Genomic DNA, 24,348 nt, shown 5'->3' with positions numbered 1-24,348 from the left:
ACTATTAATTGCTTAGGCGTATATACTTTTTGCTATGCTCTTCTTTTAACGACCTTTCAAGTGCATAGACACAATATTTTAAGCAATAGTTTATGAGTATTAACGCTTTTGTTGATCAAGGGTTTTCTCCGGGTAGGGAATTTTGTGATAAGTTTTTATCTAGTAATGAGTTTACTGTTGAAACCCTCCAACTTATTTCATCTGGAGCAAGTAGAGCTAAAAAAGGTGAATTAGCATTAAATATAGTCAATGCACTTGAAGCAGGTAAGCTTACTTCAGATGAAATATTATTAGCATATGTGAAACAGTCGAGAACATGGTTAAGCTTGAAAATAGGTGCTTGCACTGGTACACCAAAACTAAATTCTGCTGCATCTTTATTACAAGAATTTGGTAATGAAGGTTGGTATGGGCCAATTCAAGAACCGACTCAACCTAATAAAAAATGGTATATCAGAACTCGAAGAATTGTTGATTATGTGCGTCGAGGATCGGGAGATGCTGGTCAAACGGATGAGCGTTATATTCGCTGGTCTGTTATTGCTGAGTTAGCACAAGATTATGTAGCTTTATCTTGGAATGGATTTACCTTTAGTTCAACAACAAGTGAACGGATAGAACCCTCTCAATTTCCTTTCTGGCATCATATTCCTGGTTTTTTTGACGAATTGGCTCAACATTGCCAAGCACAATGGAGTTCTCCCAATCTTCATAAGCTTGTTTTGCATGAGATGTGGGATAAATATCTTAATCATTTCCCATATAAATGGCGACATTTACGTATTAGAGCAGAAGCATCTGGACTAGCTATCAATGCTCATAGCGCAGGAGTTAAGGAAATTGATGTTGAAGGATTACAAGCTCTTTCAGAGAAATTAGCTAATTCGGTTTTAGATAAACTTGGTTTAGTAGGTGATCCAGAAAAAATTCATGATGCTGAAGACGCTATTTTATTAACTTTGATTAAAGAATGGGGTACTAAATCTTATGAGTTTCAACTAGATCAGGAATTATCTCAGGCTGAAATGGAGATAGACCAGTTAAAAAAAGTTAAACTCAAGCGTCTTATTAAAGCACACTGCTATTTTGGACTAAAACCTCACTCTACAACACAAGATTCTCTTCAGCATCTCAAGTGCCATTCAGGGTATTATGGTGGTAGTACGTCCGTTCTTGAATTTCTGCTGAGAGAACTTGGACTTTAAGGCTAAGGTCATGACTAGCTTCATCCACAAGAGTCATTTGGGCTTCTTATCTGAAAATCAAAAAGCGGAACTGAGCAAGTATTTTATGAAGGCATCGACCAACGTAATGCCGCATCAACTTGCTGTGCAATTAGGTATAGAATACTCTGATGCTCTAGCACTCTTAGCAGACCTGGAATCTAAAGGAATCTGTGAGATGAAGCTGCTAATATATCATAATTGTGAACCAGATGTACCTATAGATGCAATACCTTATGGTACAGGCTTTCCTGATCTACCTTGGACTTGTCCCAATTGTGAGAACGTTGTGGAAACTTATGATGAGTTATCGTTTGATCTTATGGCTATATCTAAACAACCAATTGAATTTGTTTGATTGATTCATGCAAAGCCAGGACAATCTTGTGGAATCCATTATTAATGCGATGAAGTCCTTGGAGTCAGGAAATCCAGCATTAAATAAATTAGCTTCTTATTTGTATAAAGCAGATGCACAACTTTCCAAGTATTTAGATGAACTTAATATATATATACAATTAGATAAGCCAACACGCAAACAAACCCAGGATGCAGGCAAACTCTTGGAACAGATTGTACTTTTATTATTTAAAGGACTAAAAGGTGTCCAAACTATCAAAAGTTTCCAGTCCGCAGGGCCTCAATATGATTTATTAGTAAGTGGAGATGATCTGTCCTGGGATGTAATGTGTAAAACTTTATATCTTGACCGGGAAAAGAGAGATATAGTAATTGAAGCAAAGGCTACAAATTCACCTTTACCAGATAAGCAATTTGCTCGATTATGCAGCATTATGGAGCATAATTTAAGAGGTGCAGGTCTTGGTATTTTTATTACATTAAATGGGGCATCAGGATTTCCTAAACGAGATAGTACAAGACAAAGAGCAGTTAGTGATTGTAGACTTCGCCAGATAATTTTTCATGCCAGAACAAATAAAATTATAGTTGTTTTAGAAAAGGAAGATTTATTTCAATTAACTCAGAATGGAAGTTTAATTGAAATATTAGCTAGAAAAATTAGAGATTTATCGGAATTAAGCGGACTTCCTACTACTCCTGCGGAACAGTTTCAAGAAATAGATTTACCTGCTCATTTAAAAATTTTGTATGAGAGTGATACTTAAAATAAGGCGTGTTTTCAAACTATAAAAGTAGGTTGGGTTAAGCCTAGAGCAACCCAAAAAAGTCACGCAAACTTTGGATTTAGTAATACCAAATACCAATTCTCTATGAAATTGCACCCAATAATGATGTAGAGACGTTGCGTGCAGCGTCTCTACAAATTGCTATTTTGAATTGCTATTATTTGTGAGGCTGATCCTGTCATAAATAAAAAATACTATACATCTCCTGACTTACCTGTGGAATCTAGGGTATATGCAAGATAAACAGCCTCTAGAAAGACATCAGAACTAGTGGTTGGTACTTTTTCTAAATGAAGAATTTCTTGAACTTGTTCGGCTAATTTGATAGATAAAGCACTTCTGGCTTTAGCTGTCATTGTGCTACGTCGTTGTAAATACTCACGAATCACAGCAAAGTCATCCGGCAATAATATTGATAAATCGGTTATTCGCAGTAACTCTTGATGAAGTGATTTAGCAGCCTCAGAAATACTCAAATTAGATGAGGCTGGGGTTTCAGCTTGAATCACAATCGTACCAGCGACAAAATCACCAAGGCGCTTTTCTGGACGAGTAAACATAATTAAAAAAGCGCCGAGGAACAAAAACTCATCGAAAGGGCGCAATAGAGCGCGTAAAGTCGCTTGCTGCATCCCAATTGGTCTACCATCATCTCGGACTACACGAATTTTAACTGAGCGTTTACCAGGGGTTTGTCCTTGCCATAAAGTCTCAAAAAAGACAAAGTAACCAGCGTACATCGCAAAGCTAATAATAAATGCGATCGCCACTAGCCAAAGCCCTACAGCCGAACCAAAAGTTTGCGTCCACCAATCTACTAACTGTGCGGAAATAAATACCCAGGCAAGAAAAAACACCACCCAAGTCACAGCTAAAATCAGATAATCAATCATTAAAGCCCAGGCGCGATTTCCAATCCCCGCAAGGGTAAATTCCAACTCTACACTTTCAGGTGTACGGTATCTGACTCGGTTAAACAGGTGCATAGACAAAATGGGGAGTGGGGAGTAGGGAGTAGGGAGTGGGGGAGATGAGGGAGATGAGGGAGCAGAGGAGAATAATTAATTACTGTTGACTGTTGACTGTTGACTAATGACTAATGACTAATAACTAAACTTCGCGATCGCGTAACTTTAAGCCTAAACCTTCACGACGACTACGTAAATCATAATAAATTACCGCTTTGATACTTTGCCAGAAGGGTATTAGCAACGCTCCAGCGCCAAAACTGAGACCTAAAACCAGGACAAAGTAAAGCAAAGCAAATATGGTATTACCATCCCGAATTAAAGGTAAAAATATTGCTTGTAAAATAGATGTGATAATCTGCACTACGATTTGAATGGGAAGTGTAATCAAGAAACCAACGAAGGTAATTAACAGTATTCGCCAAACATGACCTTGAGTTAATTCCCAACTACGGCTAATAGCAGAAGTAGCCTCTATACCTTCCTCCACAGCTAAGGGTAAATCTACCAGATAAAAACGTGTCACCAGCCATAAAATCCCTAAGAGTGCTACAATCCCAAGTGCAAAAGCGATAAGAATAAACACAAGATAAGTAGCAGGATTACCTTGCTGTCCTACTCCCCCAACAAGTACCGCAGATAACGCTCCTAGTAAGGCAGAAAAAATTATTACACCCAAGCCAATGCCAATACCGATGAGAAATAATAAGAGCAAAACCAACAAAAACTGCCATAATCGAGAGTTAACGAAACGCTGCCCTGATGAGATGCTCTCAGGCTGATCGACCAAATCACCAAAGGCTAGGCGCGAAATTAGCGCACTGAGGGCATAAAACTTAGCCCAGCCATAAATCGGCACAAGTACCCAGACATAAGCTTTTAAGGCTAATAAAAAGTAGTCCTTAAGATGAGAACGGTACAAGCGTAGCCCTGCACTGACAACATTGCCTACACTTAAAGGTTGTGTAGGATTGGGCGAACCAAAGTTTCCAGCCATAGATGCAAAATTTCCTTGAAATTACTGGTGTGATTTTGAGGCTATCTTAAAGTACGTTAATTGCTAATATTCCCAAAATTTATGAATATTCAACGTTGGGTAGCACGGCGCGAAGCAAATTGGCAGCGTTTAGATGCTTTATTAAGAAAGGTAGAAACCAAGAGGCTCAAGTCTCTCAAAGCCTCCGAAATTAGAGAGTTAGCGAGTTTATATCGTTCAGTAGCGGCAGATTTAGCACGCGCCCAGACGCAGCAAGTCGGTAATATTTTGATACATAATTTACAATCCTTAACAAGTCGTGCCTATACGCAAATTTACCAAGGTTCCAGAAGGCAGGAATGGCAAGCAGTAGTTGAATTTTACCGATGGGGGCTACCAGCCGCGATACAGCAAACATTTGCGTATACTGCCACAGCTACAACTTTGTTTATTCTAGGGCTAGTCATTGCTTGGTGGTATGCTTGGCAAGACCCGACATTTATGTCGTTAATTGTACCAGAACGGTTAATTACTAAAGTACGAGATGAGCATCAATTGTGGATGGGGTCAATCGTGGGGATTGAACCTTTAGCTTCAAGCGGCATTATGATTAACAATATCAAAGTGTCCTTTGGTGCGGTGGCTGGCGGAATCACAGCCGGGGCATTTACAGTCTATCTCATGGTCTTTAACGGCTTGCTTATAGGTGCGATCGCTACATTAGTAGGGCAGAATAACTTAGCTTATCCTTTTTGGGCGTTCGTTTTTCCCCACGGTGCTTTAGAATTACCCGCTATCTTTTTTGCAGGTGGGGCTGGGTTGTTATTAGCAAGAGCCATTTTATTTCCTGGTGAATATCGGCGCGGTGATGCCTTGAAACTCTACGGTTCTCAAGCTGTACAGTTAGTTTTCGGTATCGTGCCAATGTTAGTTATTGCAGGGATTATTGAAGGATTTATCTCACCTAATCCCAGGATTCCTGAACCTCTTAAGTATTTACTAGGTACTAGTCTATTTATGCTTTTATTTATGTATTGTAATCGGCAAAAATCATCAGTTAAAAGATAGATTTAGAGTAAATATTTTAGGAGTACGGTTATTGCGATCGCACCTGTTCATAAAACCGAACCTACAAGTGTTTATTATTGATATAATCTTAATAGTAAAGAAGCTAAAGATTAAGCTTTTTAAATGTTAATTCAGAACAATCCAAAAATATACCTCAAAAAGCTTAAATGGCTTCTGATAAGCAAATAGTGCATTTTCGAGGTGACATTATGGCAATTATGCGGTGGGAACCATTCCGGGAAATTGAACGCTTAGAACCATTCCGCGAAATTGATACCTTGCAACGGCAAATGAACCGCCTATTTGATAGATTAATGCCTACAGATGGCGGTGAAAGAACGGGATTTACATTTGTCCCGGCGGCTGAACTCGAAGAATCTGAAGATGCCGTTCATGTACGTCTGGAAGTACCTGGCTTAGATGCAAATGATATTCATGTAGAAGCTAGTCCAGAATCAATTTCGATTAGCGGGGAACGCAAATCTGAAACCAAGACTGAAGAAAATGGCATAACTCGTTCCGAGTTTAGATATGGTAAATTCCAACGAGTAATTCCATTACCTACTTTAATTCAAAACGATAAGGTACAAGCTGAGTACAAAAACGGTATTCTTCGTCTTACTTTGCCCAAAGCAGAGTCGGAAAGAAATAAAGTGGTGAAAGTGAATATTGGTTAAAGCATTACCAAGTTAAGGCATGATTATTGTGGGGTAGGCATCTTGCCTGCCCCAAATTATACAACGGACGGGCAAGATGCCCATCCCACAATATCAACTCTACTTCTCCAAAAACTTTTGTTCCATTTGCAGGAATTGGGGAACACCCACAAGGGCTTGAAAATCTTGAAAGTTAACTATATCAGTAAAATTAGCTGTGGTTCCCTGTTCTTTGATATGAGTTAAGCAAGTTGTGAGAGTTTGGGTAACTGCTAATAAACCTGTAAGTGGGAAAAAGACAATTTTAAAACCTAAATTTTGCAACTCTGTGGCAGAGATTTGGGGAGTTTTGCCACCTTCCACAATATTGGCTACTAGAGGTGTGTTAGGAAAAGCTGCGGTGATCGCTTCTAATTCTGCCACAGATTGCGGCGCTTCTACGAATAGTATATCTGCACCTGCCTCAATATAAGCATGACCACGGGCGATCGCTTCTTCTAAACCTAGTGGGCCACGGGCATCTGTACGGGCGATAATGACTAAACAACTCTCACCACGCGCCTCCACGGCTGCGCGAATTTTGAGAACATGTTCAGCTTTGGATATAACTCGTTTCCCTTCAAAATGACCGCATTTCTTCGGCCATTCTTGGTCTTCCAGCAATATACCCGCCACACCCAACTGCACAGCATCCTTAATAGTCCGCGTTACATTTAAAGCATTGCCATAGCCTGTATCTAAATCGGCAATTAAAGGCATACTCACAGATTGAGCGATACGCCCCACACTATATAACATTTCCGTTGCTGTGAGAAAACCGTAATCTGGCAAACCTAAAGTAGATGCAGCAATACCAAAACCGCTAGTAGCCACTACATCAAAACCTATATTTTCAGCTAATTTTGCACTTAGGCAATCATAAACACCAGGAATCACAATAATTTCAGGTTTTGCAAGTAACTGCCGCAGTTTTTGGCTAGAAGACATAGAAAAATACAAATTACACAACAGTTAGAGAATACAACAATGGGGTAATTCGTAATTAATTAAATTCTCATAATATATGTTATTAGTATTAAACATATTTAGGATTTTTTGTCAATAATTTAACACTAAATTATTAGTCAAAGAGTTGTTAAATAATTACTGCAAAGATACCGTATTGTTTAATAATTTGATAGGTAAGTCAGCGTAAGTAATTACAGGTTTGTAGTAAGGACTTTAACTCTAACTGTAGGGCTAAAGCCCTTACTACAAACCAATGTTCATGATTTTTATATTTCTTGAACATTGTTTAATTGCCGCTACTTACTTAACATATTTAAAAACGTTTTCAAGTTCAAATATAAAATGATACAGTTGCGGGTGAATTTGGCTTTATTGCCAATACTGGTGGTGTTAGGAGTAAACAATACAGCCAACGTAGCACAGGCCGGGGGATTTGCTCTGAATGAACAGAGTGTTAAAAGTATGGGTAATGCTTTTGCTGGGAGTGCGGCTGCGGCTTATGATGCCAGTACTATCTTTTATAATCCGGCTGGGTTAACTCTGATAGAAGATACTTCTCTTGTAGGCTCAACTTTTGCCATTTTTCCGACAATCAATTTTCAAAACCAAGGTTCAACGGTAGCTACAGGTGCAGCCTTGACTGGTGGTAATAGTGGTGATGCAGGTATAGATATTGCTGTACCCAATCTCTACGCCGCTTGGAGTCTTTCCGATCGCGTAAAATTAGGTATAGGAGTTAACGTTCCTTTTGGGTTAGCTACAAGCTATGATCGGGACTGGGTGGGACGTTATCAAGCTGTAGAATCGAAACTGACGACAATTAATTTTAATCCTACCATTGCCGCTAAGTTGAGTGATAACTTCTCTGTTGGTGCGGGTTTAAATATTCAATATGCTGAAGCTACCCTCTCTAATGCCATTGACTTTGGTGCAATTGGCGGAAGCCGGGGTTTGCCTTTACGACCACAACAGGCTGACGGTTTTGTCAAAGTCACAGGCTCAGATTGGAGTGTCGGCTATAATTTAGGGATTATGTACGAACCAAGCAAGAGTACACGCATTGGTTTAAGCTACCGTTCTCCCATTAGACAAGATATTCGGGGTAACGCTGATTTCACTGTACCAGCGATGCCTGCGGCGGGCTACGCCTACGCTAGTCGTTTAACTGCTACTGGAGCATTTACAGACACAGGAGCCAAAGCTGTTGTCAACCTTCCCGATAACTTATCCCTCGCAGTTTACCACCAAGTTAATCCCCGCCTTTCCGTTGTTGGCGATGTCACCTGGACAAACTGGAGTCGTTTTAAAGAACTGCGAGTTGAATATGACAACCCAAGTCAACCAGATACCGTACAGCCGGAGAATTGGCAGGATACCTACCGTGTAGGGGTGGGTGTAAACTACGCACTCAATGATCGCTTAACGCTGCGAACTGGTGTGACTTTTGATCCAAGCCCCATCAAAGAAGAGTTTAACACCGCAAGATTACCAGGAGGCGATCGCACTCTAGTCGGTATCGGTGCAACTTATAAACCTTCTAAATCATTTAATATTGACGTTGGCTACACGCATATATTCGTTGACAATAGTTCAATTATTCAAACCAACACCACAGGAGACACCCTCAGAGGTGAGTTTGATGGTTCAGTAGACATCATCGGTATACAAGCGAATTGGCAGTTTTAGTCAGTTGACAGTTGACAGTTGACAGTTGACAGTTGACAGGTTACGTCCACTGTTCACTGTTCACTGTCCATTGTCCACTGTTCACTTCCCTACTCCCTACTCCCTACTCCCCACTCCCTTTATTCAAACCACCAAGGGTCATTGATTGAACTAGTTTTAATCAAAAATGCCTGTTTGCGCGTGAACCGTTTTAAAGCTGCTGCACCCATGCGAGAAGCACCCATCCCGGAGAAATTAAAAGCGTTTTTCTCTCCTTCGTGCATTATGGCAGTCAGAGCCGCATCATTAATACTAATAGCACCTACATTTAATTGCCGGGCAACGGCTAGGGCTTCAGCTTCCGAACCAGCAAACACAGCCCCACTCAAGCCATAAATTGAATCATTAGCTAAATGTATTGCTTCCTCAACGCTAGAAAAAGGCATAACTGGCATAATAGGGCCGAAAGTCTCCTCACTCATAACTTTCATCGAATGGTTCACATTAGTTAGCACTGTGGGACGACACCACCAACCTCCGCCTAAATCTTCTACTTTCCCACCGCAATGAATAACAGCTCCCTTTTCTACTGCATCTAAAAGATGATCGTTAATAATACCAGCTTGTCTTTCGGCAATGATGGGGCCGATTTCGCCACTTTCTACGGTAGGGTGAGCTAGTTGTAGACGGTGGGCTTTGGCTACTAATTTATGATAGAAGTCTTCAAATATTGATTCAGCAACATAAATTCGTTCAATAGATAAACACGATTGTCCACTATTGACGACCGCACCCCACAAAATAGCTGAGGTGGCTAATTCTAAATTGGCTGATTCTAAAACGATCGCCGGATCTTTCCCTCCCAATTCTAAACAAGCAGGAATAAACCGTCTAGCTGCCGCTTCTGCTACTTCCCTCCCTGTAGCCACACTCCCTGTAAAACATACCAAATCAACATAATCAATCAAACTAGCCCCAGTTCTCCCGCCTCCCTCAACAAAGAGTAAGATATCGCGCAAGTCAGGAACCTCATTCAATGCAATCAACAATGGCGCGACGAACCGGGGTGCAATTTCACTAGGTTTAACAACCACAGCACAACCCGCCAGCAACGCCGGAATTGTATCAATCATCGACAGTAGCAGGGGAAAGTTCCACGGACTAATTACCCCAACTAAAGCATAAGGAACAGATGTTTGTTGTAAAGCGATAAAAGGAATACCAGTATTTTTGGCAGAATCTTGGAGTAATTCTGGTGCTAAACCACACCAGCGATCAATACTGTTGAGAAAAGAGTCAATTTCTAATACTGATATAGATAATCTGCCTGTATCATTAACCAAAGCGTCTGTAAGTTGTTCACGTCGAGATAATATAACTTGCTTCCATTGCTGTAGTGCAGCAATTCTCCCTTCCACACCCAACTGTAGCCAACGTGTCTGCGCCCGTCGCGCCCGGTTACATTGCTGTGCCAACAACCTCGGCGGCGGCGGTATAATCACGTAATCAAATTTTCCAGTCCGTGGATTGCGAACTTCTATTTTTTTAGTCATTAGTCATTAGTCATTAGTCATTAGTCCATAGTCCATAGTCAACAGTCAAAAGGCAGTATTTCTTAATTTTGAATTTTGAATTTTGAATTGATGACTCCCCACTCCCATCAAATAATCCCTAACTGCGTTAGGCGTTCAATAGTTGCTTGTTGTGTTTGTATAAAGTGTTTGCGATCTACTTCTTTATTCAGCATAGTATTTGCTGGGTAAAATTGTGCCTGACTGTAGCTTTGGGCGTAGAGTTCAAATCTTTGGCGGGAGAGTAAATTATTTAACCCTGGTCTAGTGCGATCGCGTCTTAATGCAGCTAGGTCTATTTCGGCAAAGGCTGCCATACTTTCGCCTGTAGTTGTTTCTGCTAAAACGATTCCCCGATGGTCAATGATTTTAGAACCGCCATCAGCCGAGGAAATAGGAATAGGAATATTAGTGATTCCGGCGGTATTAGCAGAAACCACGTATGCCATATTTTCTACTGCGCGACTAATTTTGGCCGCATCTTTGGGGGTGAGGTTTTTACTATAAATTTCTGATGTCGAATGTAGAAAGATTTCTGCCCCTCGCATTGCCAAACATCGCGCCACTTCTGGGTATAAAATTTCTTCTGATGCCAAAGCTGCTAAGTTGCCAATGGCAGTTTTAGCTACAGGAAAAACCCCCTCCAATCCATAACAATCAAGATATTTATCCCAAACATCCCCAGGTGTAGGCGCAAACAAAGAATTTAACCGCCGATATCGTAAAACAACTGTGCCAGAAGGGTCAATTACAAAGCAAGTTTGAAAGTACAAATTAGGAAAATTAGGGTCGAGTTCATAAGCATTCCCAGCTAAAAAAATTTGATGCTTCTGGGCAATTTTACCCAAAGCCTCATACTCAGCACCGTTAATTTCCAAACAAGCTTTCTCAGCCCAAACTGGCAAAGGTTCCCCCATCGGAAAGCCAGTCAGAAAATACTCTGGCAGCACAATTAAGCGACAGTCAACCCCAATAAAAGCAATACTCGCAGCAATTTGTTGTGCCAAGCGGTTAATTGTATTTTGCATCATCAACCCAGCCTCTTGGCGATCGCTTGCATGATTGACTGCATGACAAGTAACTTGCAACGCCAAAGCGCGAAATGAATTGAGATAATCAGGGTTTGCCATAGAGGAGGGAGTAGGGAGTGGAGAGTGGGGAAGAAAATAATTACGAATTACGAATTATTCTGTCTCCTCCCCAAAGCGATCGCACTAATTTATCTGTCATTTGTTCGCCAAATAGCCGTACTGCAACTTTATTATCTGGGTCGCGTTCGGCGATCGCCCGGCGGATAATTAAATCACGTTCGGCTAAAGCAACACGTTCTGATTCTGGGACAGCTTCGGCTTTATCAACCCAAACTAACCACCGATCTATCATCTCATGAGCGACTGAACTTAGCGCGGCAATTGTTTCTTCCGTGACTGCGCTGGTGTAACAAAGGCTTGTCTGAGATTGTACCTGACGAATGTAAAGAGTTTTACTAATATATTGCTGGAAGCGTTCATCATTAGCAAATGCTAAATATCTTTCATTTGCTGGTTCGTAGTAGCGGTCTAGGTAATCTAAGTCAGTAAATAAATCACTCCGAGCGATATAATCTATATAGAAGAATAAGTGTGGTACGGTAGCGAAAGCAAAAGCCAAATGGGGAACGCGAATATGCGACCCTAACCAAATAGTTAAGTGCATATTACAAAACCCTGAGTTTGGTTCGCGTAACCATGAATGCACTAACCAATCAATTTCTGTACCAGAAAAAGTATTCAGTGAACCGTGGGCTGCACCTACTTGCGCCTGATAGTTTTGTAAATCTTTGGTAGAAGGATCTGGCTGTAGTTCAAAACGCGCGTCTATTTTCTGGCGGAGTTCTTTGGTAATACCCCATAATTGCTTAAATATGGCTGTATTATCTACAGGAATTTGCTGTTGAACCATCGTTTGCAATACCGCTTTTGATAGTGTTATATGCAAATAAACCTAATTTGAATATACAGCAGTTACATCTTGCTTATGTTCGAGTTCATATCTAATTCTCTGGAAGTAGAGAATTAGTTGTTGGTTAATTATTTTACGGCTTAATCAGTTGTGAAGATTGAAAAATCGACTCAAGGCATGAGGTATAAGTGTATGCAGATTAAAGTTATAATTTGGCTACTACCTCATTTTTAAAGCCTATTAGCAGAAAAGGCGTTAAGTTCACTCCAATTAGCAAATAAAGTGAAACCAGCAGATAAAGAGCTTGTATATTGGGAGACTGTTCATGACAGAAAATAATCATGATAAACAACTGTCGAGAATAGTTTTAAAAGGCTTCAAATCTATAGCCAATTGTGACCTTGAACTATCAAAAGTGAACATTTTAATTGGTGCTAATGGTGCGGGAAAATCCAACTTTATCGGCTTCTTCCGCATGATTGGGCAATTACTAGAGGAAAACCTGCAAGTTTTTGTCAGTCGTCAAGGCGGCCCTGATGCCTTATTACATTTTGGACGAAAAACAACTGAACAATTACGGTTTGAGCTATATTTCGGCAATAATGATTACTCCGCTACTCTAGAACCAACCCAAGATAATCGGCTGATGTTTGCTAAGGAATCTTTCTGGTGGAAAGGGAATTTTATGAAGGGTGTAGGTAATTTCATGATTCCTCAGTCTTTACCCCCTAAAGATGACGCTGAAGGAGGTGGTAAGGATGTAATAGGTAGGGGTCATTTTGAGACAAAGCTTTTCACTGGTACAAGAACCAAAATTGATGAGTATATTTTGTCAGCCATGCAGCAGTGGCGAGTTTATCATTTTCATGACACCAGTGACAGCGCTTACATAAAACAACCGCAAGGTATCAATGACAATGCTTACCTGCGTCCTGATGCACGTAACCTTGCAGCCTTCCTGTATCTATTGCGCGACACCTACCCAGCTTCATATCAAAAAATAGTTAAAACTATTCGACTTGTTGCGCCTTTTTTTGGAGACTTTTACCTGCGTCCTTCTCCAAATAATCAGGAGGTGATTGAGTTAGAATGGTTTGAGCGTGGGCAGGATATTCCCTTCAAGGCACACTTGCTTTCAGATGGCACACTGCGTTTTATCTGTCTAGTCACGGTTTTTCTACAACCTGAAGACCTCCAGCCGGAAACAATTCTAGTTGATGAACCAGAATTAGGTCTTCATCCCTATGCTATCACAGTACTGGCTTCTTTGATCCGTACTACCTCTAAGCAGGTAATTGTTTCTACTCAATCTGTCGAACTGCTCAACGAATTTGCAGCCAGTGATGTAATTGTTGTAGACCGCAATGAAGGCAAGTCTTACCTTCACAGGCTGAATCAGCACGAGTTGGAAGCATGGCTAGAAGATTATAGCTTGGGTGAGCTTTGGAAAAAGAACATCCTGGGCGGGAGACCTGCCAGATGATGCGGGTCAATGTTTTTGTAGAAGGGCAAACTGAGGAAACTTTTGTCAGGGAACTGCTTTACGACTATTTTCTAAGCAAAAGTATCTACTTCAATCCGATTCTTGTCAAAACCAGTTCCACCGGTAAGGGTGGAGTTGTGAGTTATGCCAAAATCAAACGGCAATTAAATCAGAAGTGTTTGGAAGATAAAACTGCGTTTGTTACTACCATGTTTGATATGTATGCCTTGCCTGATGATTTTCCAGGAAGTGATTCCATACCCAACACTAGCGACCCATTCGAGAAGGCTGAACATTTAGAACGAGAGATGGGCAAGGATATTGGTCACAATAATTTTATCCCGAATTTGTTGGTGCATGAATTTGAAGGGCTTTTGTACAGTCAGCCACAAGCGTTTGCTCAATGGTTCGATGAAAGTGTCGTTGATATTTTGCAATCCGAACGTAACGCCTTTCCTTCTCCTGAATATATTAATGACAATCCACTAACAGCGCCATCAAAAAGAATCCGTAATTGTTGCAATGGCTACGACAAAGTACTACATGGTTCAGTACTGGCACTAGATATCGGGTTGGATAAAATACGCCAGGAATGTCAACATTTTCATCATTGGTTGTTGCGTGTGGAAAACATAATTTCAATCTGACTTGCTTTTAAGTATCTAAGGATCTGTAGTGGGCATTACTCACTGTAATTATCTCTCAAAAATTAATTTATTAGTCTTTAATATATTACTCAAAAACTACAATACAACTGTAATTATCATTTGAAACTTGTATAATGATATTCCTTTAGTAGAAGTCAAAGTAATCAATATATTTCTATAATTATTCAAAACAATAAACAATTAACTACTCATAGAGAGGATAAATACGGTTGCACACTGATGAGTTTGTATTTCCGTAGGTAAACAACGCTAGAATGAAGAAAGAATAAAACATGAAAAAGCAGAAATTACATTAATTTATGTAAATAATTAGCTTGTAATAAGCGTAAATATTCTAGTTAAATGTGTTCTTAATTTTAAGAATTAAGAATAGCCGATTTTAATAGGAAAGAGGTTTGAATGAAATTACTCAAGGTTGATAATGATGAAGTTGCATTATCAGTAGAAAGTAATGACGAGGATGCTGTTGAGCAGAAAACATTCATACATCCACGCCCGCAATTGGTGCGATCGCCTTGGCATAGTCTCAATGGTTTATGGAAGTTTGCCTTTGATGACGAAGGCAAATGTATGCAACCAAGCGACCTCAAGCAATGGACGCATTTAATAGAAGTCCCCTTTGCCCCAGAATCAACTAGAAGTGGGATTGGTGACACAAATTTTCATCCTAATTGTTGGTATGAGCGAGAATTTGCCACACCAGAAGGTGATGGGAGATTGTTACTACACTTCGGCGCGGTAGATTACCGGGCGCGTGTGTGGGTGAATGATATATACATAGGTGAACACGAAGGCGGACACACCAACTTCTCCCTTGATATTACCCATGCCTTAAATGACAGTGGCACAACAAAAGTTACAGTTTGGGCGCACGATGATCCGCAAGACCTGGCCAAGCCTCGTGGTAAGCAGGATTGGCAATTGAAACCTCACAGTATTTGGTATCCCCGCACTAGCGGTATTTGGCAGACAGTCTGGGTTGAGCGAGTAGGTAAGACTTATCTCGGTCATTTGTGTTGGCATTGTGATTTTGAGCGTTGGGAAGTGGCTTTTGAAGCAGCGTTGGCGGGTGATTTACCTACTGATGGCGTACAAATCAGGATGAAATTGAGCATTGGCGATAAGGTGTTGGCGAATGATAGTTACGACGTATTGAACGGAGAAATCAACCGCCGTATAGCCCTTGGCGACCCAGGAATTGACGATTTCCGTAACGAATTATTGTGGAGTCCAGAAAAGCCGACGCTAATTGATGCAGAAATTGAAGTGTGGGATAATGACCGACTACTCGATGAAGTAAAATCTTACACTGCAATGCGGATGGTAAGTATACAGCGCGATCGCTTTATGCTCAATGGTCGTCCCTACTATTTACGCCTCGTCCTCGACCAAGGCTATTGGCCGGATACTTTGATGACTCCACCCAGTGATGAAGCTTTGCGGCGTGATGTAGAACTCATCAAAGCAATGGGTTTCAACGGAGTCCGCAAACACCAAAAAATAGAAGACCCACGATTTTTATATTGGGCAGATGTTTTAGGTTTATTGGTGTGGGAAGAAATGCCCAGTGCTTACCGCTTCACTCGCAAAGCAGTAGAACGCATGACCCATGAATGGACGGAAGTCATCAAACGAGATTCCAGCCATCCATGTATTGTGGCTTGGGTTCCTTTTAATGAATCATGGGGAGTGCCAAATTTAGTTGAGACAGCCGCGCACCGCAACTATGTTTTGGCAATGTATCACTTAACTAAAACCCTCGACCCTACTCGTCCAGTAATTGGTAACGATGGCTGGGAAAGTACAGATACAGATATTCTGGCAATTCATGATTATGACACCAAGCCCCTGCAACTACTGCGGCGTTACGGGCCAGAGATGAAATTATCGGATATGCTTAATCATAAACGCCCAGGTGGACGTATCCTCACCCTTGACAACTACCCCCATCAAGGGCAACCAGTGATGCTGACAGAGTTCGGTGGCATTGCCTATGCCCCAGAAGATGAGCCGAATGCAGATAAAGCCTGGGGATATGAGCGTTGTTGGAGTGTATCGGAATTAGAAATGAAATACTCTGCCCTACTAGAAACGGTAAATAGTATTGAACTATTCAGTGGATTCTGTTACACACAATTTACCGACACATTCCAAGAAGCGAACGGGCTGTTATATAGCGATCGCACTCCCAAGTTCCCCATAGAAGCCATTCGGGCTGCCACCCTTTCAGGAGAAGGGTTCTGCACTCCCAGCAGATGTTAAATAGATTAAAAGACATTATTACAATCAGAAAATCCCTTAATTTTTTATTAGGGGATTTTTTTATGTTGAGATAATAAAATTATATCGGCTTTTATGGCTACTTAAATATTATTTGAATCTGACTATACGGTATTTACTGAGAAAGTTATTAATGATTATAAAAATAACAGTATATTATCTGATTACTATGCAGTCATAGTATCAGTAAGATGTATCGGGGTGCAAATATTTATGTTATTAAACCTAGTTGTAATTATTTTAATATAACGATTTCTATTAAAAACAAACAGACAAGGATTAACTCTAATGGATACAGGTAAATTTGTACTTCTGGCGAGTAGGAGTTCATGAATATAGACTCACTTATTTAATTGTTTTTTAGATAATTATTCTCACAGCAATTATATTTTATATTCATAATTATGAAAAGGTCATTGAATCTTATTTGTGGATTAAAACCTTTATTATTAATATCCCTATTAACAGTATTATTTCAGAATAATCAATCCGCATTTTGTGCCGAAACTAATAACAGAGTAATTGCCCAAAACCAGAATCCACAGGACTTACCACCAGATAGATTTAATGACGTTCCTGTTAATCCTTTACCATCAGAAATAACACCGCCACCATCAACCCAAGAGCAATTACTACCTCCACCTCAACTACCAAATCAGCCAGATTCAGGGCAAGATGATCCTCAAGCGAAATTCCAAGTTGAGCGGATTGAAGTTATTGGTAGTACAGTTTTCACACCAGAACAGTTTGCAGCAATTACAAGCCCGTATATTAAGCGAGAAATTACCTTTGCAGATTTGTTAAAAGTCAGAGATGCAATTACAAAACTTTATACAGATAAAGGTTATGCCACAACAGGGGCATTAGTTGCACCGCAAATATTAGAAGCTGGTGTTGTGAAGATTCAAGTTATTGAAGGTAGCCTACAAGAAATCAAAATTACTGGCAATAGGCGATTACGAAGTAACTACATTCGCGATCGCATACAATTAGGTGCAACTAGACCCCTCAACATACCACACTTACTAGAAAGCTTACAACTGCTACGCCTCGACCCGCGTATTCAAAACTTATCAGCCGAATTGCAATCTGGTGTCACTCCTGGGACTAACGTTTTGCAAGTTGAAGTACAAGAAGCAGATACATTCAAATTAACAGCATCTCTAGATAATGGGCGATCGCCCAGTGTAGGTAGTTTTCGCCGGGGAATAGACATCCAAGAAGCCAACTTACTCGGTTTAGGCGATACCCTCAGCGTCGATTATGCCAATACTGATGGCAGTAATACCGTTAACCTCAATTACATATTACCAGTTAATGCCCGTAACGGTACTGTATTTTTTGGTTTTAACCAAGGGTGGAATCATGTGATTGAAGAACCATTTAGTGTTTTGGATATTCAATCAAATACCCACTCCTACGAACTAGGATATCGACAACCGTTATTGCAAAAACCAACTCAAGAATTGGCGATAGGACTATCCTTTTCGCGTCAGGAAAGCCAAACCGAGTTAGGTATCGATAATATCGGCCCGTTTCGCCTCTCACCCGGTGCAGATGCTAATGGTTCAACGAGAATTTCTGCCCTGCGCTTTTTTCAAGAGTACACCCAACGTAGTCAACAACAAGTATTTGCCGCGCGATCGCAATTTAGCTGGGGTTTGAGTTGGTTTGATGCCAATATCAGCAGTGATCAACCAGATAGCCGCTTTTTTGCTTGGCGAGGACAGACGCAATGGGTACGCCAACTAGCCCCAGAAACCCTATTTTTAACACGGGGTGACATACAACTAGCCAATGATTCATTAGTACCTCTAGAACAATTTGGTTTAGGAGGACAGCTAAGTGTACGCGGCTACCGTCAAGATGTATTACTCACAGATAACGGGGTACTTCTTTCAGCAGAATTTCGGTTGCCTATAGTCCGTGCCACGAAACTTGGTGGTGTACTTCAACTTACGCCGTTTATTGATGTGGGTAAAGGTTGGAATAACAATGGCAAAAACCCATCGCAGGACACCTTAGTAGGAACAGGCTTAGGACTATTGTGGAGGCAGGGTGATAACTTCTCGGCTAGGTTGGATTGGGGGATTCCCTTGACCTCAGTAGAAGGAGATAAGCGATCGCTCCAGGAAAATGGGCTGTATTTTTCTATACGCTATACACCCTTTTAATTGCCATTGACGGCTGAGAACACATACACTCCTATACCCTTTTAATTATTTATGAATTTCTTGATTAAACACCACCGTTGGCTGTATGTGAGTTTGAGTATTTTCAGTTTGTGTCTATCTGTGACAATGACACCAGCAAAAGGATCTGTGCAATTACCTACAGACACCTTGAACGCGCCAACATTAATTGCCCAAGCTAGTAACTTATTAGAACAGGGAAGAAACCTGTATCATTCAGGACGGTTTACAGAAGCAGCCACAGCTTGGCAAGCGGCTGTACAGTATTACCGTAACCAAGGCGATCGCCAGAGTGAAGCCCTCAGTTTAAACTACCTCTCACTAGCACAACAAGAACTCAATCAATGGGAAAGCGCCAAGCAGTCCATTGAACACAGTTTAGAACTTTTGCAAACCAATCAACCTGCTGATGCCATTATTTGGGCGCAGGTACTCAATACTCAAGCTAGGTTACAACTACATCTTGGCAATGCCGAAACTGCCCTAACCAATTGGCAAAAAGCGCAAAAATTCTATGAACAAGCGGGTGATACAATCGGTAGTTTGGGAACTCAGATTAACCAAGCACAAGCTTTACAAAATTTGGGATTTTATCGCCGTTCTCAACAACAATTACAAGCGTTAACCCAAAAATTGGCAGCAATGCCTGATTCGGAAGTCAAAATTAGTAGTTTGCGATCGCTTGGTTTAGCATTACAAATGATTGGCGATCCTCAAAGTCAAAAGATATTAAATCAAAGTTTGGCTATAGCTAAAAAAATCGATGCTAAACCTCAATTAAGTTCTATTTTACTCAGTTTAGGCAAAAATGCCAGTAATTCGCAAGACCCAGAAGCAGCCCTAGATTACTTTGAACAGGCTGAACAAGTCGCTACCAATCCCAGCGATAGTTTACAAGGGCGATTGGCTCGGTTTCAACTATTTCTCGACTACAACAAACCAGAACATGCTGCACCCCTTGCGCCCCAATTATTGCAACAACTACAAGTATTACCCCCCAGTCATGATTCCCTCTACACAGCCATAAATTTTGTTGCAACTCTCAATCGTTATGGCAACTCTAGGCAAATTCTCCCCATAAAAGAGCAAGCACAACTCATGGCGGCTACAGTCCAATCTGCACAACAGATTCAAGATGCAGCCGCCGAAGCCTATGCCCTGCATCAGTGGGGAAAACTTTATCAGCGCACTCAACAGTGGACAGAAGCCGAAGAATTAGCTAAAAAATCCTTGAATATTGCTCGGCAAATTACAGCCCACGATATTATCGCTCAATCGGCATGGCAGGTAGGACAATTGTATCGACAACAGGGCGAGCGCTCAAAAGCCATTGCTGCTTATAAAGAAGCCGTCAAAGCCTTAAAAGCATTGCGTTCTGATTTAGTTGCAGTTAACTCCGATGTCCAATTCTCTTTTCGGGAAAGTGTAGAGCCTGTATATCGAGAATTAGTAGGTTTACTGCTAGATAATAATCCAACTCAAGCTGAATTAGTGCAGGCTCGTGAATTAATCGAATCTCTGCAAGTCGCCGAACTCGATAACTTCTTTCGTGAAGCCTGTTTAGATAAAACCACACAAATTGACCAAGTTGACCCCAATGCCACGGTGATCTATCCCATCATGTTAAGCGATCGCCTAGCGGTGATTCTCTCCCAAGCTGGAAAACCCTTACGCTATTATGTCACCCAAGTATCATCAAACCAAATTGACCAAACTTTAGATGACTTACTAGTGGCTATCAACCCAGTTTCTGACGCTAAAGACAGACAGCGATCTTCTCAACAGATTTATGACTGGCTAATTCATCCTGGGGAAATTGATCAAGCTTTTAAAGATAGCAAAACCTTAGTTTTTGTCTTAGATGGGAAGTTGCGTAACATCCCGATGGCAGCTTTATATGACGGTAAGCAATATCTGATTGAGAAGTATGCCGTCGCCTTGTCGCCAGGATTGCAATTAATGGCTGCCCAATCATTGCGGCAAAACAAAATTAAGGCGATCATTGCTGGTATCAGTCAATCCCGCTCTGGGTTTAGTGCTTTACCTGCGGTGGAATTAGAAGTAAAGCAGATTTCTCAAAAAGTACAATCTTCGATGTTACTTAATCAGAAATTTACAAATCAAGCTCTTAGCGATCGCATAAAATCTAGTAATGCCAATGTTGTTCACCTAGCCACCCACGGGCAATTTAGCTCCCGCCTTGAAGATACCTATCTACTTACTTGGGATGGACAAGTCAACGTCAAAGAACTATCCGAACTCCTCAAAAATCGTGGCGGTAATTCCGCAAAAGCAATTGAACTATTAGTACTGAGTGCTTGCGATACAGCCACAGGCGATGACCGTGCTGTCCTGGGATTAGCGGGTTTAGCTGTCAAATCTGGCGCACGTTCCACCATCGCCACCCTCTGGCCAGTTAAAGATAAGGCAGCTGAAATGCTGATGACTCGCTTCTACGACCAATTACGCCAACCCAACATGACTAAAGCTGAAGCATTACGACAAGCACAAATTAGTCTGATTCGGCAAACTGACTTTCAAGACCCATTTTTCTGGTCTGCTTTTGTTCTGGTTGGCAATTGGATTTAATACGTAATATTACTGAGCTTATAAAGAAAAAAAGTCATTTTCTTTATAGTATTTATGGCAGATTTTGTTTATAAAAGCTAATATGTGTCACCTTTCATGGCTCAATTAGCAATTGGTTCCAGAGTTGTTGAACACACTTTTAACAATGTATTTGTTATTACGACTAACCTAAAAATGAAACATCGTTACCTAGCTACAATCTTGAGTGTCGTAGCTCTGATGGCTAGTAGTACTTGGACTACTGCCCATGCAGTAATATTTACGCCACCTACTAACAACAGTGCGCCTAAACAAGCCACTGGCGGGGCTTCCCGTGGCAATATCTTTAATCCACCCAAAGGAAATAGTGCGCCTAGACAAGCCACTGGTGGTGCTTCTCGTGGCAATATCTTTACCCCAGCTAGGGGCAATAGTGCGCCTAGACAAGCAGCTGGTGGGGCTTCCCGTGGCAACCTCTTTACCCCAGCGAAAAATAATAGCGCCCCCAGACAAGCCGCAGGCGGTGCTTCTCGCACTGGCACTTACGAACTAGATCCTGGGACTGTAGCATCTGTAGGGCCAGCCGCCCTCATCGCTCTTTTGCCACAGAGTTTCTATGGCACAACAGTTGCCGAACGTCCCACAATCATGGTGTATATCCCAGCTACTAATGCAGAAGAAGCTGCATTTAGTATCAAGGATGAAGCAGGTAATATTCAGTACAAAATGACCATTCCTGTGACTGGAAAATCAGGAGTGATTGCTGTTAAATTGCCTGCTGATGCACCTGCATTAGCTGTTGGCAAAAACTACCAATGGTTTTTAGCCTTGAAAGTGGATGGACAACTCAGCCCCAGTACACCTTACGTAGATGGTTGGATTCAACGTATCCAGCCTAATGCGGAAGTAACTACAGCTATGCAGCAAAAAGATGCGCTCAAGCTAGCAACTGCTTTAGGTAAAAATGGGATTTGGTATGACTGTGTAGCCACACTAGCAGCAGTTCAGTCTGCCCAGCCTCACAACGCAACTATCACCAAGCAATGGCAAGAATTACTTTCCTCCGTTAGCTTGAAGGATATTGCCACTGTGCCTCTAGTAGCATCAGCAAACTAATACTAATTTTTAATCTACATTTTTCAGGTGTTGGTGAGTTAGTTCCTCACCAACGCTTACTTATAACATCACTCGGTGGCGCAAATATAGTCACCAATATTTTAGATAGGGCTGGCTGAATAAGGGCGAAAGATAGCAGAATGAAGAGTTTCAGGGTCAGGAAAGAAAAATAAGGTGAAAAGAAAAAGGGTAAGATAAGTAAAAATCCTTGTAGCAAGTTGCGTTAAAATGTATCGAAGAGCGCAAAAGCAAGAAAAAGCAGCAGAAAACTTTGAACTACCCTTTGGGGGAAAACTAGCGTCAGATAACCGATGGGTAATCATGGCGAACATGATACCTTGGTCAAAATTTGAAGCAGAGTACGCAGAAATATTTTCAGCAAGAATGGGAGCGCCAGCCAAAACATTTAGAATGGCGTTGGGAGCATTAATAATTAAAGAAAAATTAGGAATAAGTGACAGAGAGACAGTAGAACAAATTCGGGAGAACCCGTATCTGCAATACTTTATAGGAATGTCAGCATATAGTAATGAATCTGCATTTGACCCGTCAATGCTAGTTCATTTTAGAGAAAGGATAGATATAGAATTAGTCAATAAAATCAATCAAGAAATAGTCAGGAAGATGTTAGAAAATAAACAGGAGGTAGAAGTAAGAGCAAAAAAGCCAGAGGTCGAGGATTCAAAAAGTAAGCCAGCCAATAGAGGAAAATTAATATTAGATGCTAGTTGTGCGCCAGCAGACATAAGTTATCCGACAGATTTAGGATTATTAAATCAAGCCAGAAAGCAAACAGAAACAATCATAGATACATTATATAAGTCCTTATTAGTAAGAAATATCAACAAACCAAGAACCTACAGAAACAAAGCAAGAAAGGATTATTTAGCAGTAGCCAAGAAAAGAAAACCAACAGTTAAAGAAAGAAGGAAAGCTATCAGAAAGCAACTGCAATATATCAACAGAAATTTAACTCATATTCAGCAGCTAATAAATTTAGGTGCGTCACTATTAAAACTGAGCAACAGTCAATATAAGATGTTGCTAGTAGTAGCAGAAGTTTATCGTCAACAGTTATGGTTATATGAAAATCAAAAAATTAGTATACAAGACCGCATTGTCAGTTTAAACCAACCACACATTCGTCCGATTATCCGAGGTAAAGCCGGGAGAACAGTAGAGTTTGGGGCTAAGTTTTCAGCTAGTTACTATGATGGCTATGTATTTTTAGACCATATTAGTTGGGACAACTTTAACGAATCAGGAGACTTAAAATCACAAGTAGAAGCATACAAAAACTACACCGGATATTATCCTGAATCAGTTCATGTTGATAAGATTTATCGGACGAGGGAGAATCGAGCTTGGTGTCAAGAAAGGGGAATTAGAATTAGTGGCCCACCACTAGGTAGACCCCCCCAAAATGTCAGCCCTGAAAAGAAGAAACAAGCCGCTTATGACGAAAGGATTCGTAATTGTATTGAGGGCAAGTTTGGACAAGGTAAACGAAGATTTAGCCTTGGTAGAGTTATGGCTAAACTTCCTCATACTTCTTTCACCGCTATTGCCATAACTTTTTTAGTTATGAATCTTTCTACTCTGCTATTACGGCTTTTTTGTGTATTTTTTTGCCTATTTTTCAAAACTGAGTCTTTTTTTACTTCTTCTATTATCGAAACTGATATTTCATTAAACCTTAAACAACAAAAACTTATCTTTTTTCTGGACTGACTACTTAATCAATTTTTCTCTTCCTTTGAAATGACTTTTTCAGCAAGCCCTAGATAAATCAGACATTAACTAATAATAAAATCCTT

At 40.7% G+C, this 24,348-nt stretch carries 19 protein-coding genes; 13 read left to right on the top strand and 6 right to left on the bottom strand.

The window, feature by feature from the left end:
* Positions 1-92 precede the first annotated feature (92 nt).
* From NSMS1_RS21335 to NSMS1_RS21325, 3 genes are read left to right on the top strand one after another with little or no spacing between them, the layout of a single operon-like run.
* Positions 93-1,205, top strand: a complete 1,113-nt coding sequence (locus NSMS1_RS21335) for a hypothetical protein (RefSeq protein ID WP_224086748.1) — start codon at positions 93-95, stop codon at positions 1,203-1,205.
* A gap of 10 nt (positions 1,206-1,215) precedes the next feature.
* Complete coding sequence (locus tag NSMS1_RS21330) at positions 1,216-1,581, top strand: hypothetical protein (RefSeq protein ID WP_224086747.1); 366 nt, start codon at positions 1,216-1,218, stop codon at positions 1,579-1,581.
* 28 nt (positions 1,582-1,609) lie between these two features.
* On the top strand, positions 1,610-2,350 hold the full coding sequence (locus NSMS1_RS21325; protein WP_224086746.1) for a hypothetical protein: 741 nt from the start codon (positions 1,610-1,612) through the stop codon (positions 2,348-2,350).
* A gap of 215 nt (positions 2,351-2,565) precedes the next feature.
* Here the strand turns inward: NSMS1_RS21325 and NSMS1_RS21320 are convergent, their stop codons facing one another.
* The gene (locus NSMS1_RS21320; protein ID WP_224086745.1) at positions 2,566-3,357 is read right to left on the bottom strand and encodes an RDD family protein; all 792 of its coding nucleotides are present in this window, start codon (positions 3,355-3,357) and stop codon (positions 2,566-2,568) included.
* Between the two features lie 124 nt (positions 3,358-3,481).
* Positions 3,482-4,336, bottom strand: coding sequence for a glycerophosphoryl diester phosphodiesterase membrane domain-containing protein (locus NSMS1_RS21315; protein WP_224086744.1), 855 nt, complete (start codon positions 4,334-4,336; stop codon positions 3,482-3,484).
* An 81-nt stretch (positions 4,337-4,417) separates the two neighbouring features.
* On the opposite strand from NSMS1_RS21315, the gene NSMS1_RS21310 reads away from it, so the two are divergent.
* Both NSMS1_RS21310 and NSMS1_RS21305 read left to right on the top strand, forming a co-directional pair.
* Positions 4,418-5,383: a stage II sporulation protein M gene (locus tag NSMS1_RS21310; RefSeq protein WP_224086743.1), complete on the top strand. Its 966-nt coding sequence runs from the start codon at positions 4,418-4,420 to the stop codon at positions 5,381-5,383.
* A 209-nt stretch (positions 5,384-5,592) separates the two neighbouring features.
* Complete coding sequence (locus NSMS1_RS21305; protein WP_224095298.1) at positions 5,593-6,060, top strand: Hsp20/alpha crystallin family protein; 468 nt, start codon at positions 5,593-5,595, stop codon at positions 6,058-6,060.
* A gap of 99 nt (positions 6,061-6,159) precedes the next feature.
* Here NSMS1_RS21305 and NSMS1_RS21300 read toward each other — a convergent pair whose 3' ends face one another.
* A complete protein-coding gene (locus tag NSMS1_RS21300; RefSeq protein WP_224086742.1) occupies positions 6,160-7,026 on the bottom strand; it encodes an oxaloacetate decarboxylase in 867 nt (288 codons plus the stop codon).
* A 363-nt stretch (positions 7,027-7,389) separates the two neighbouring features.
* Between NSMS1_RS21300 and NSMS1_RS21295 the strand changes: the two genes are divergently transcribed.
* Entirely contained in the window at positions 7,390-8,733 is a 1,344-nt protein-coding gene (locus tag NSMS1_RS21295) for an OmpP1/FadL family transporter (protein WP_224086741.1), read from the top strand.
* A 119-nt stretch (positions 8,734-8,852) separates the two neighbouring features.
* Here the strand turns inward: NSMS1_RS21295 and NSMS1_RS21290 are convergent, their stop codons facing one another.
* The 3 genes from NSMS1_RS21290 to NSMS1_RS21280 form a co-directional block, all read right to left on the bottom strand.
* On the bottom strand, positions 8,853-10,265 hold the full coding sequence (locus tag NSMS1_RS21290) for an aldehyde dehydrogenase family protein (RefSeq protein WP_224086740.1): 1,413 nt from the start codon (positions 10,263-10,265) through the stop codon (positions 8,853-8,855).
* Between the two features lie 107 nt (positions 10,266-10,372).
* On the bottom strand, positions 10,373-11,413 hold the full coding sequence (locus NSMS1_RS21285; protein WP_224086739.1) for a nitrilase-related carbon-nitrogen hydrolase: 1,041 nt from the start codon (positions 11,411-11,413) through the stop codon (positions 10,373-10,375).
* Between the two features lie 40 nt (positions 11,414-11,453).
* Positions 11,454-12,224 carry a red chlorophyll catabolite reductase gene (locus NSMS1_RS21280; RefSeq protein ID WP_224086738.1) on the bottom strand — a complete coding sequence of 257 codons (771 nt, stop codon included), beginning with the start codon at positions 12,222-12,224 and terminating at the stop codon, positions 11,454-11,456.
* Between the two features lie 325 nt (positions 12,225-12,549).
* Between NSMS1_RS21280 and NSMS1_RS21275 the strand changes: the two genes are divergently transcribed.
* The 7 genes from NSMS1_RS21275 (at position 12,550) to NSMS1_RS21245 (ending at position 24,262) form a co-directional block, all read left to right on the top strand.
* Positions 12,550-13,707, top strand: coding sequence for an AAA family ATPase (locus tag NSMS1_RS21275; protein WP_224086737.1), 1,158 nt, complete (start codon positions 12,550-12,552; stop codon positions 13,705-13,707).
* Complete coding sequence (locus NSMS1_RS21270; protein ID WP_224086736.1) at positions 13,704-14,354, top strand: DUF4276 family protein; 651 nt, start codon at positions 13,704-13,706, stop codon at positions 14,352-14,354. Before NSMS1_RS21275 ends, NSMS1_RS21270 begins: the two co-directional genes overlap by 4 nt.
* Positions 14,355-14,774: 420 nt before the next feature.
* Positions 14,775-16,637 (top strand): glycoside hydrolase family 2 protein, encoded by a 1,863-nt coding sequence (locus NSMS1_RS21265; protein ID WP_224086735.1) that lies wholly within the window; start codon positions 14,775-14,777, stop codon positions 16,635-16,637.
* Between the two features lie 422 nt (positions 16,638-17,059).
* Complete coding sequence (locus NSMS1_RS21260) at positions 17,060-18,829, top strand: ShlB/FhaC/HecB family hemolysin secretion/activation protein (RefSeq protein ID WP_224086734.1); 1,770 nt, start codon at positions 17,060-17,062, stop codon at positions 18,827-18,829.
* A gap of 51 nt (positions 18,830-18,880) precedes the next feature.
* Positions 18,881-21,436, top strand: coding sequence for a CHAT domain-containing protein (locus tag NSMS1_RS21255; RefSeq protein ID WP_224086733.1), 2,556 nt, complete (start codon positions 18,881-18,883; stop codon positions 21,434-21,436).
* Positions 21,437-21,610: 174 nt separating this feature from the next.
* Entirely contained in the window at positions 21,611-22,531 is a 921-nt protein-coding gene (locus NSMS1_RS21250) for a DUF928 domain-containing protein (protein WP_224086732.1), read from the top strand.
* Positions 22,532-22,759: 228 nt separating this feature from the next.
* Entirely contained in the window at positions 22,760-24,262 is a 1,503-nt protein-coding gene (locus NSMS1_RS21245) for an IS5 family transposase (protein WP_224085439.1), read from the top strand.
* The last annotated feature ends 86 nt before the right edge of the window (positions 24,263-24,348 follow it).

The organism is Nostoc sp. MS1 (assembly GCF_019976755.1).
Taxonomy (GTDB): Bacteria; Cyanobacteriota; Cyanobacteriia; order Cyanobacteriales; family Nostocaceae; genus Trichormus.
Note: the sequence above shows the minus strand (reverse complement) of the source record. Positions and strands in the feature narration are given on the sequence as shown.

Bases quoted from the DNA above. Each gene is read 5' to 3' on its own strand.
- NSMS1_RS21260 (WP_224086734.1), top strand. From the start codon at position 17,060: ATGAAAAGGTCATTGAATCTTATTTGTGGATTAAAACCTTTATTATTA.
- NSMS1_RS21280 (WP_224086738.1), bottom strand. From the start codon at position 12,224: ATGGTTCAACAGCAAATTCCTGTAGATAATACAGCCATATTTAAGCAA.
- NSMS1_RS21270 (WP_224086736.1), top strand. From the start codon at position 13,704: ATGATGCGGGTCAATGTTTTTGTAGAAGGGCAAACTGAGGAAACTTTT.
- NSMS1_RS21290 (WP_224086740.1), bottom strand. From the start codon at position 10,265: ATGACTAAAAAAATAGAAGTTCGCAATCCACGGACTGGAAAATTTGAT.
- NSMS1_RS21245 (WP_224085439.1), top strand. From the start codon at position 22,760: ATGTATCGAAGAGCGCAAAAGCAAGAAAAAGCAGCAGAAAACTTTGAA.
- NSMS1_RS21295 (WP_224086741.1), top strand. From the start codon at position 7,390: ATGATACAGTTGCGGGTGAATTTGGCTTTATTGCCAATACTGGTGGTG.
- NSMS1_RS21305 (WP_224095298.1), top strand. From the start codon at position 5,593: ATGGCAATTATGCGGTGGGAACCATTCCGGGAAATTGAACGCTTAGAA.
- NSMS1_RS21300 (WP_224086742.1), bottom strand. From the start codon at position 7,026: ATGTCTTCTAGCCAAAAACTGCGGCAGTTACTTGCAAAACCTGAAATT.
- NSMS1_RS21330 (WP_224086747.1), top strand. From the start codon at position 1,216: ATGACTAGCTTCATCCACAAGAGTCATTTGGGCTTCTTATCTGAAAAT.
- NSMS1_RS21335 (WP_224086748.1), top strand. From the start codon at position 93: ATGAGTATTAACGCTTTTGTTGATCAAGGGTTTTCTCCGGGTAGGGAA.
- NSMS1_RS21320 (WP_224086745.1), bottom strand. From the start codon at position 3,357: ATGCACCTGTTTAACCGAGTCAGATACCGTACACCTGAAAGTGTAGAG.
- NSMS1_RS21250 (WP_224086732.1), top strand. From the start codon at position 21,611: ATGAAACATCGTTACCTAGCTACAATCTTGAGTGTCGTAGCTCTGATG.
- NSMS1_RS21310 (WP_224086743.1), top strand. From the start codon at position 4,418: ATGAATATTCAACGTTGGGTAGCACGGCGCGAAGCAAATTGGCAGCGT.
- NSMS1_RS21265 (WP_224086735.1), top strand. From the start codon at position 14,775: ATGAAATTACTCAAGGTTGATAATGATGAAGTTGCATTATCAGTAGAA.
- NSMS1_RS21285 (WP_224086739.1), bottom strand. From the start codon at position 11,413: ATGGCAAACCCTGATTATCTCAATTCATTTCGCGCTTTGGCGTTGCAA.
- NSMS1_RS21255 (WP_224086733.1), top strand. From the start codon at position 18,881: ATGAATTTCTTGATTAAACACCACCGTTGGCTGTATGTGAGTTTGAGT.
- NSMS1_RS21315 (WP_224086744.1), bottom strand. From the start codon at position 4,336: ATGGCTGGAAACTTTGGTTCGCCCAATCCTACACAACCTTTAAGTGTA.
- NSMS1_RS21275 (WP_224086737.1), top strand. From the start codon at position 12,550: ATGACAGAAAATAATCATGATAAACAACTGTCGAGAATAGTTTTAAAA.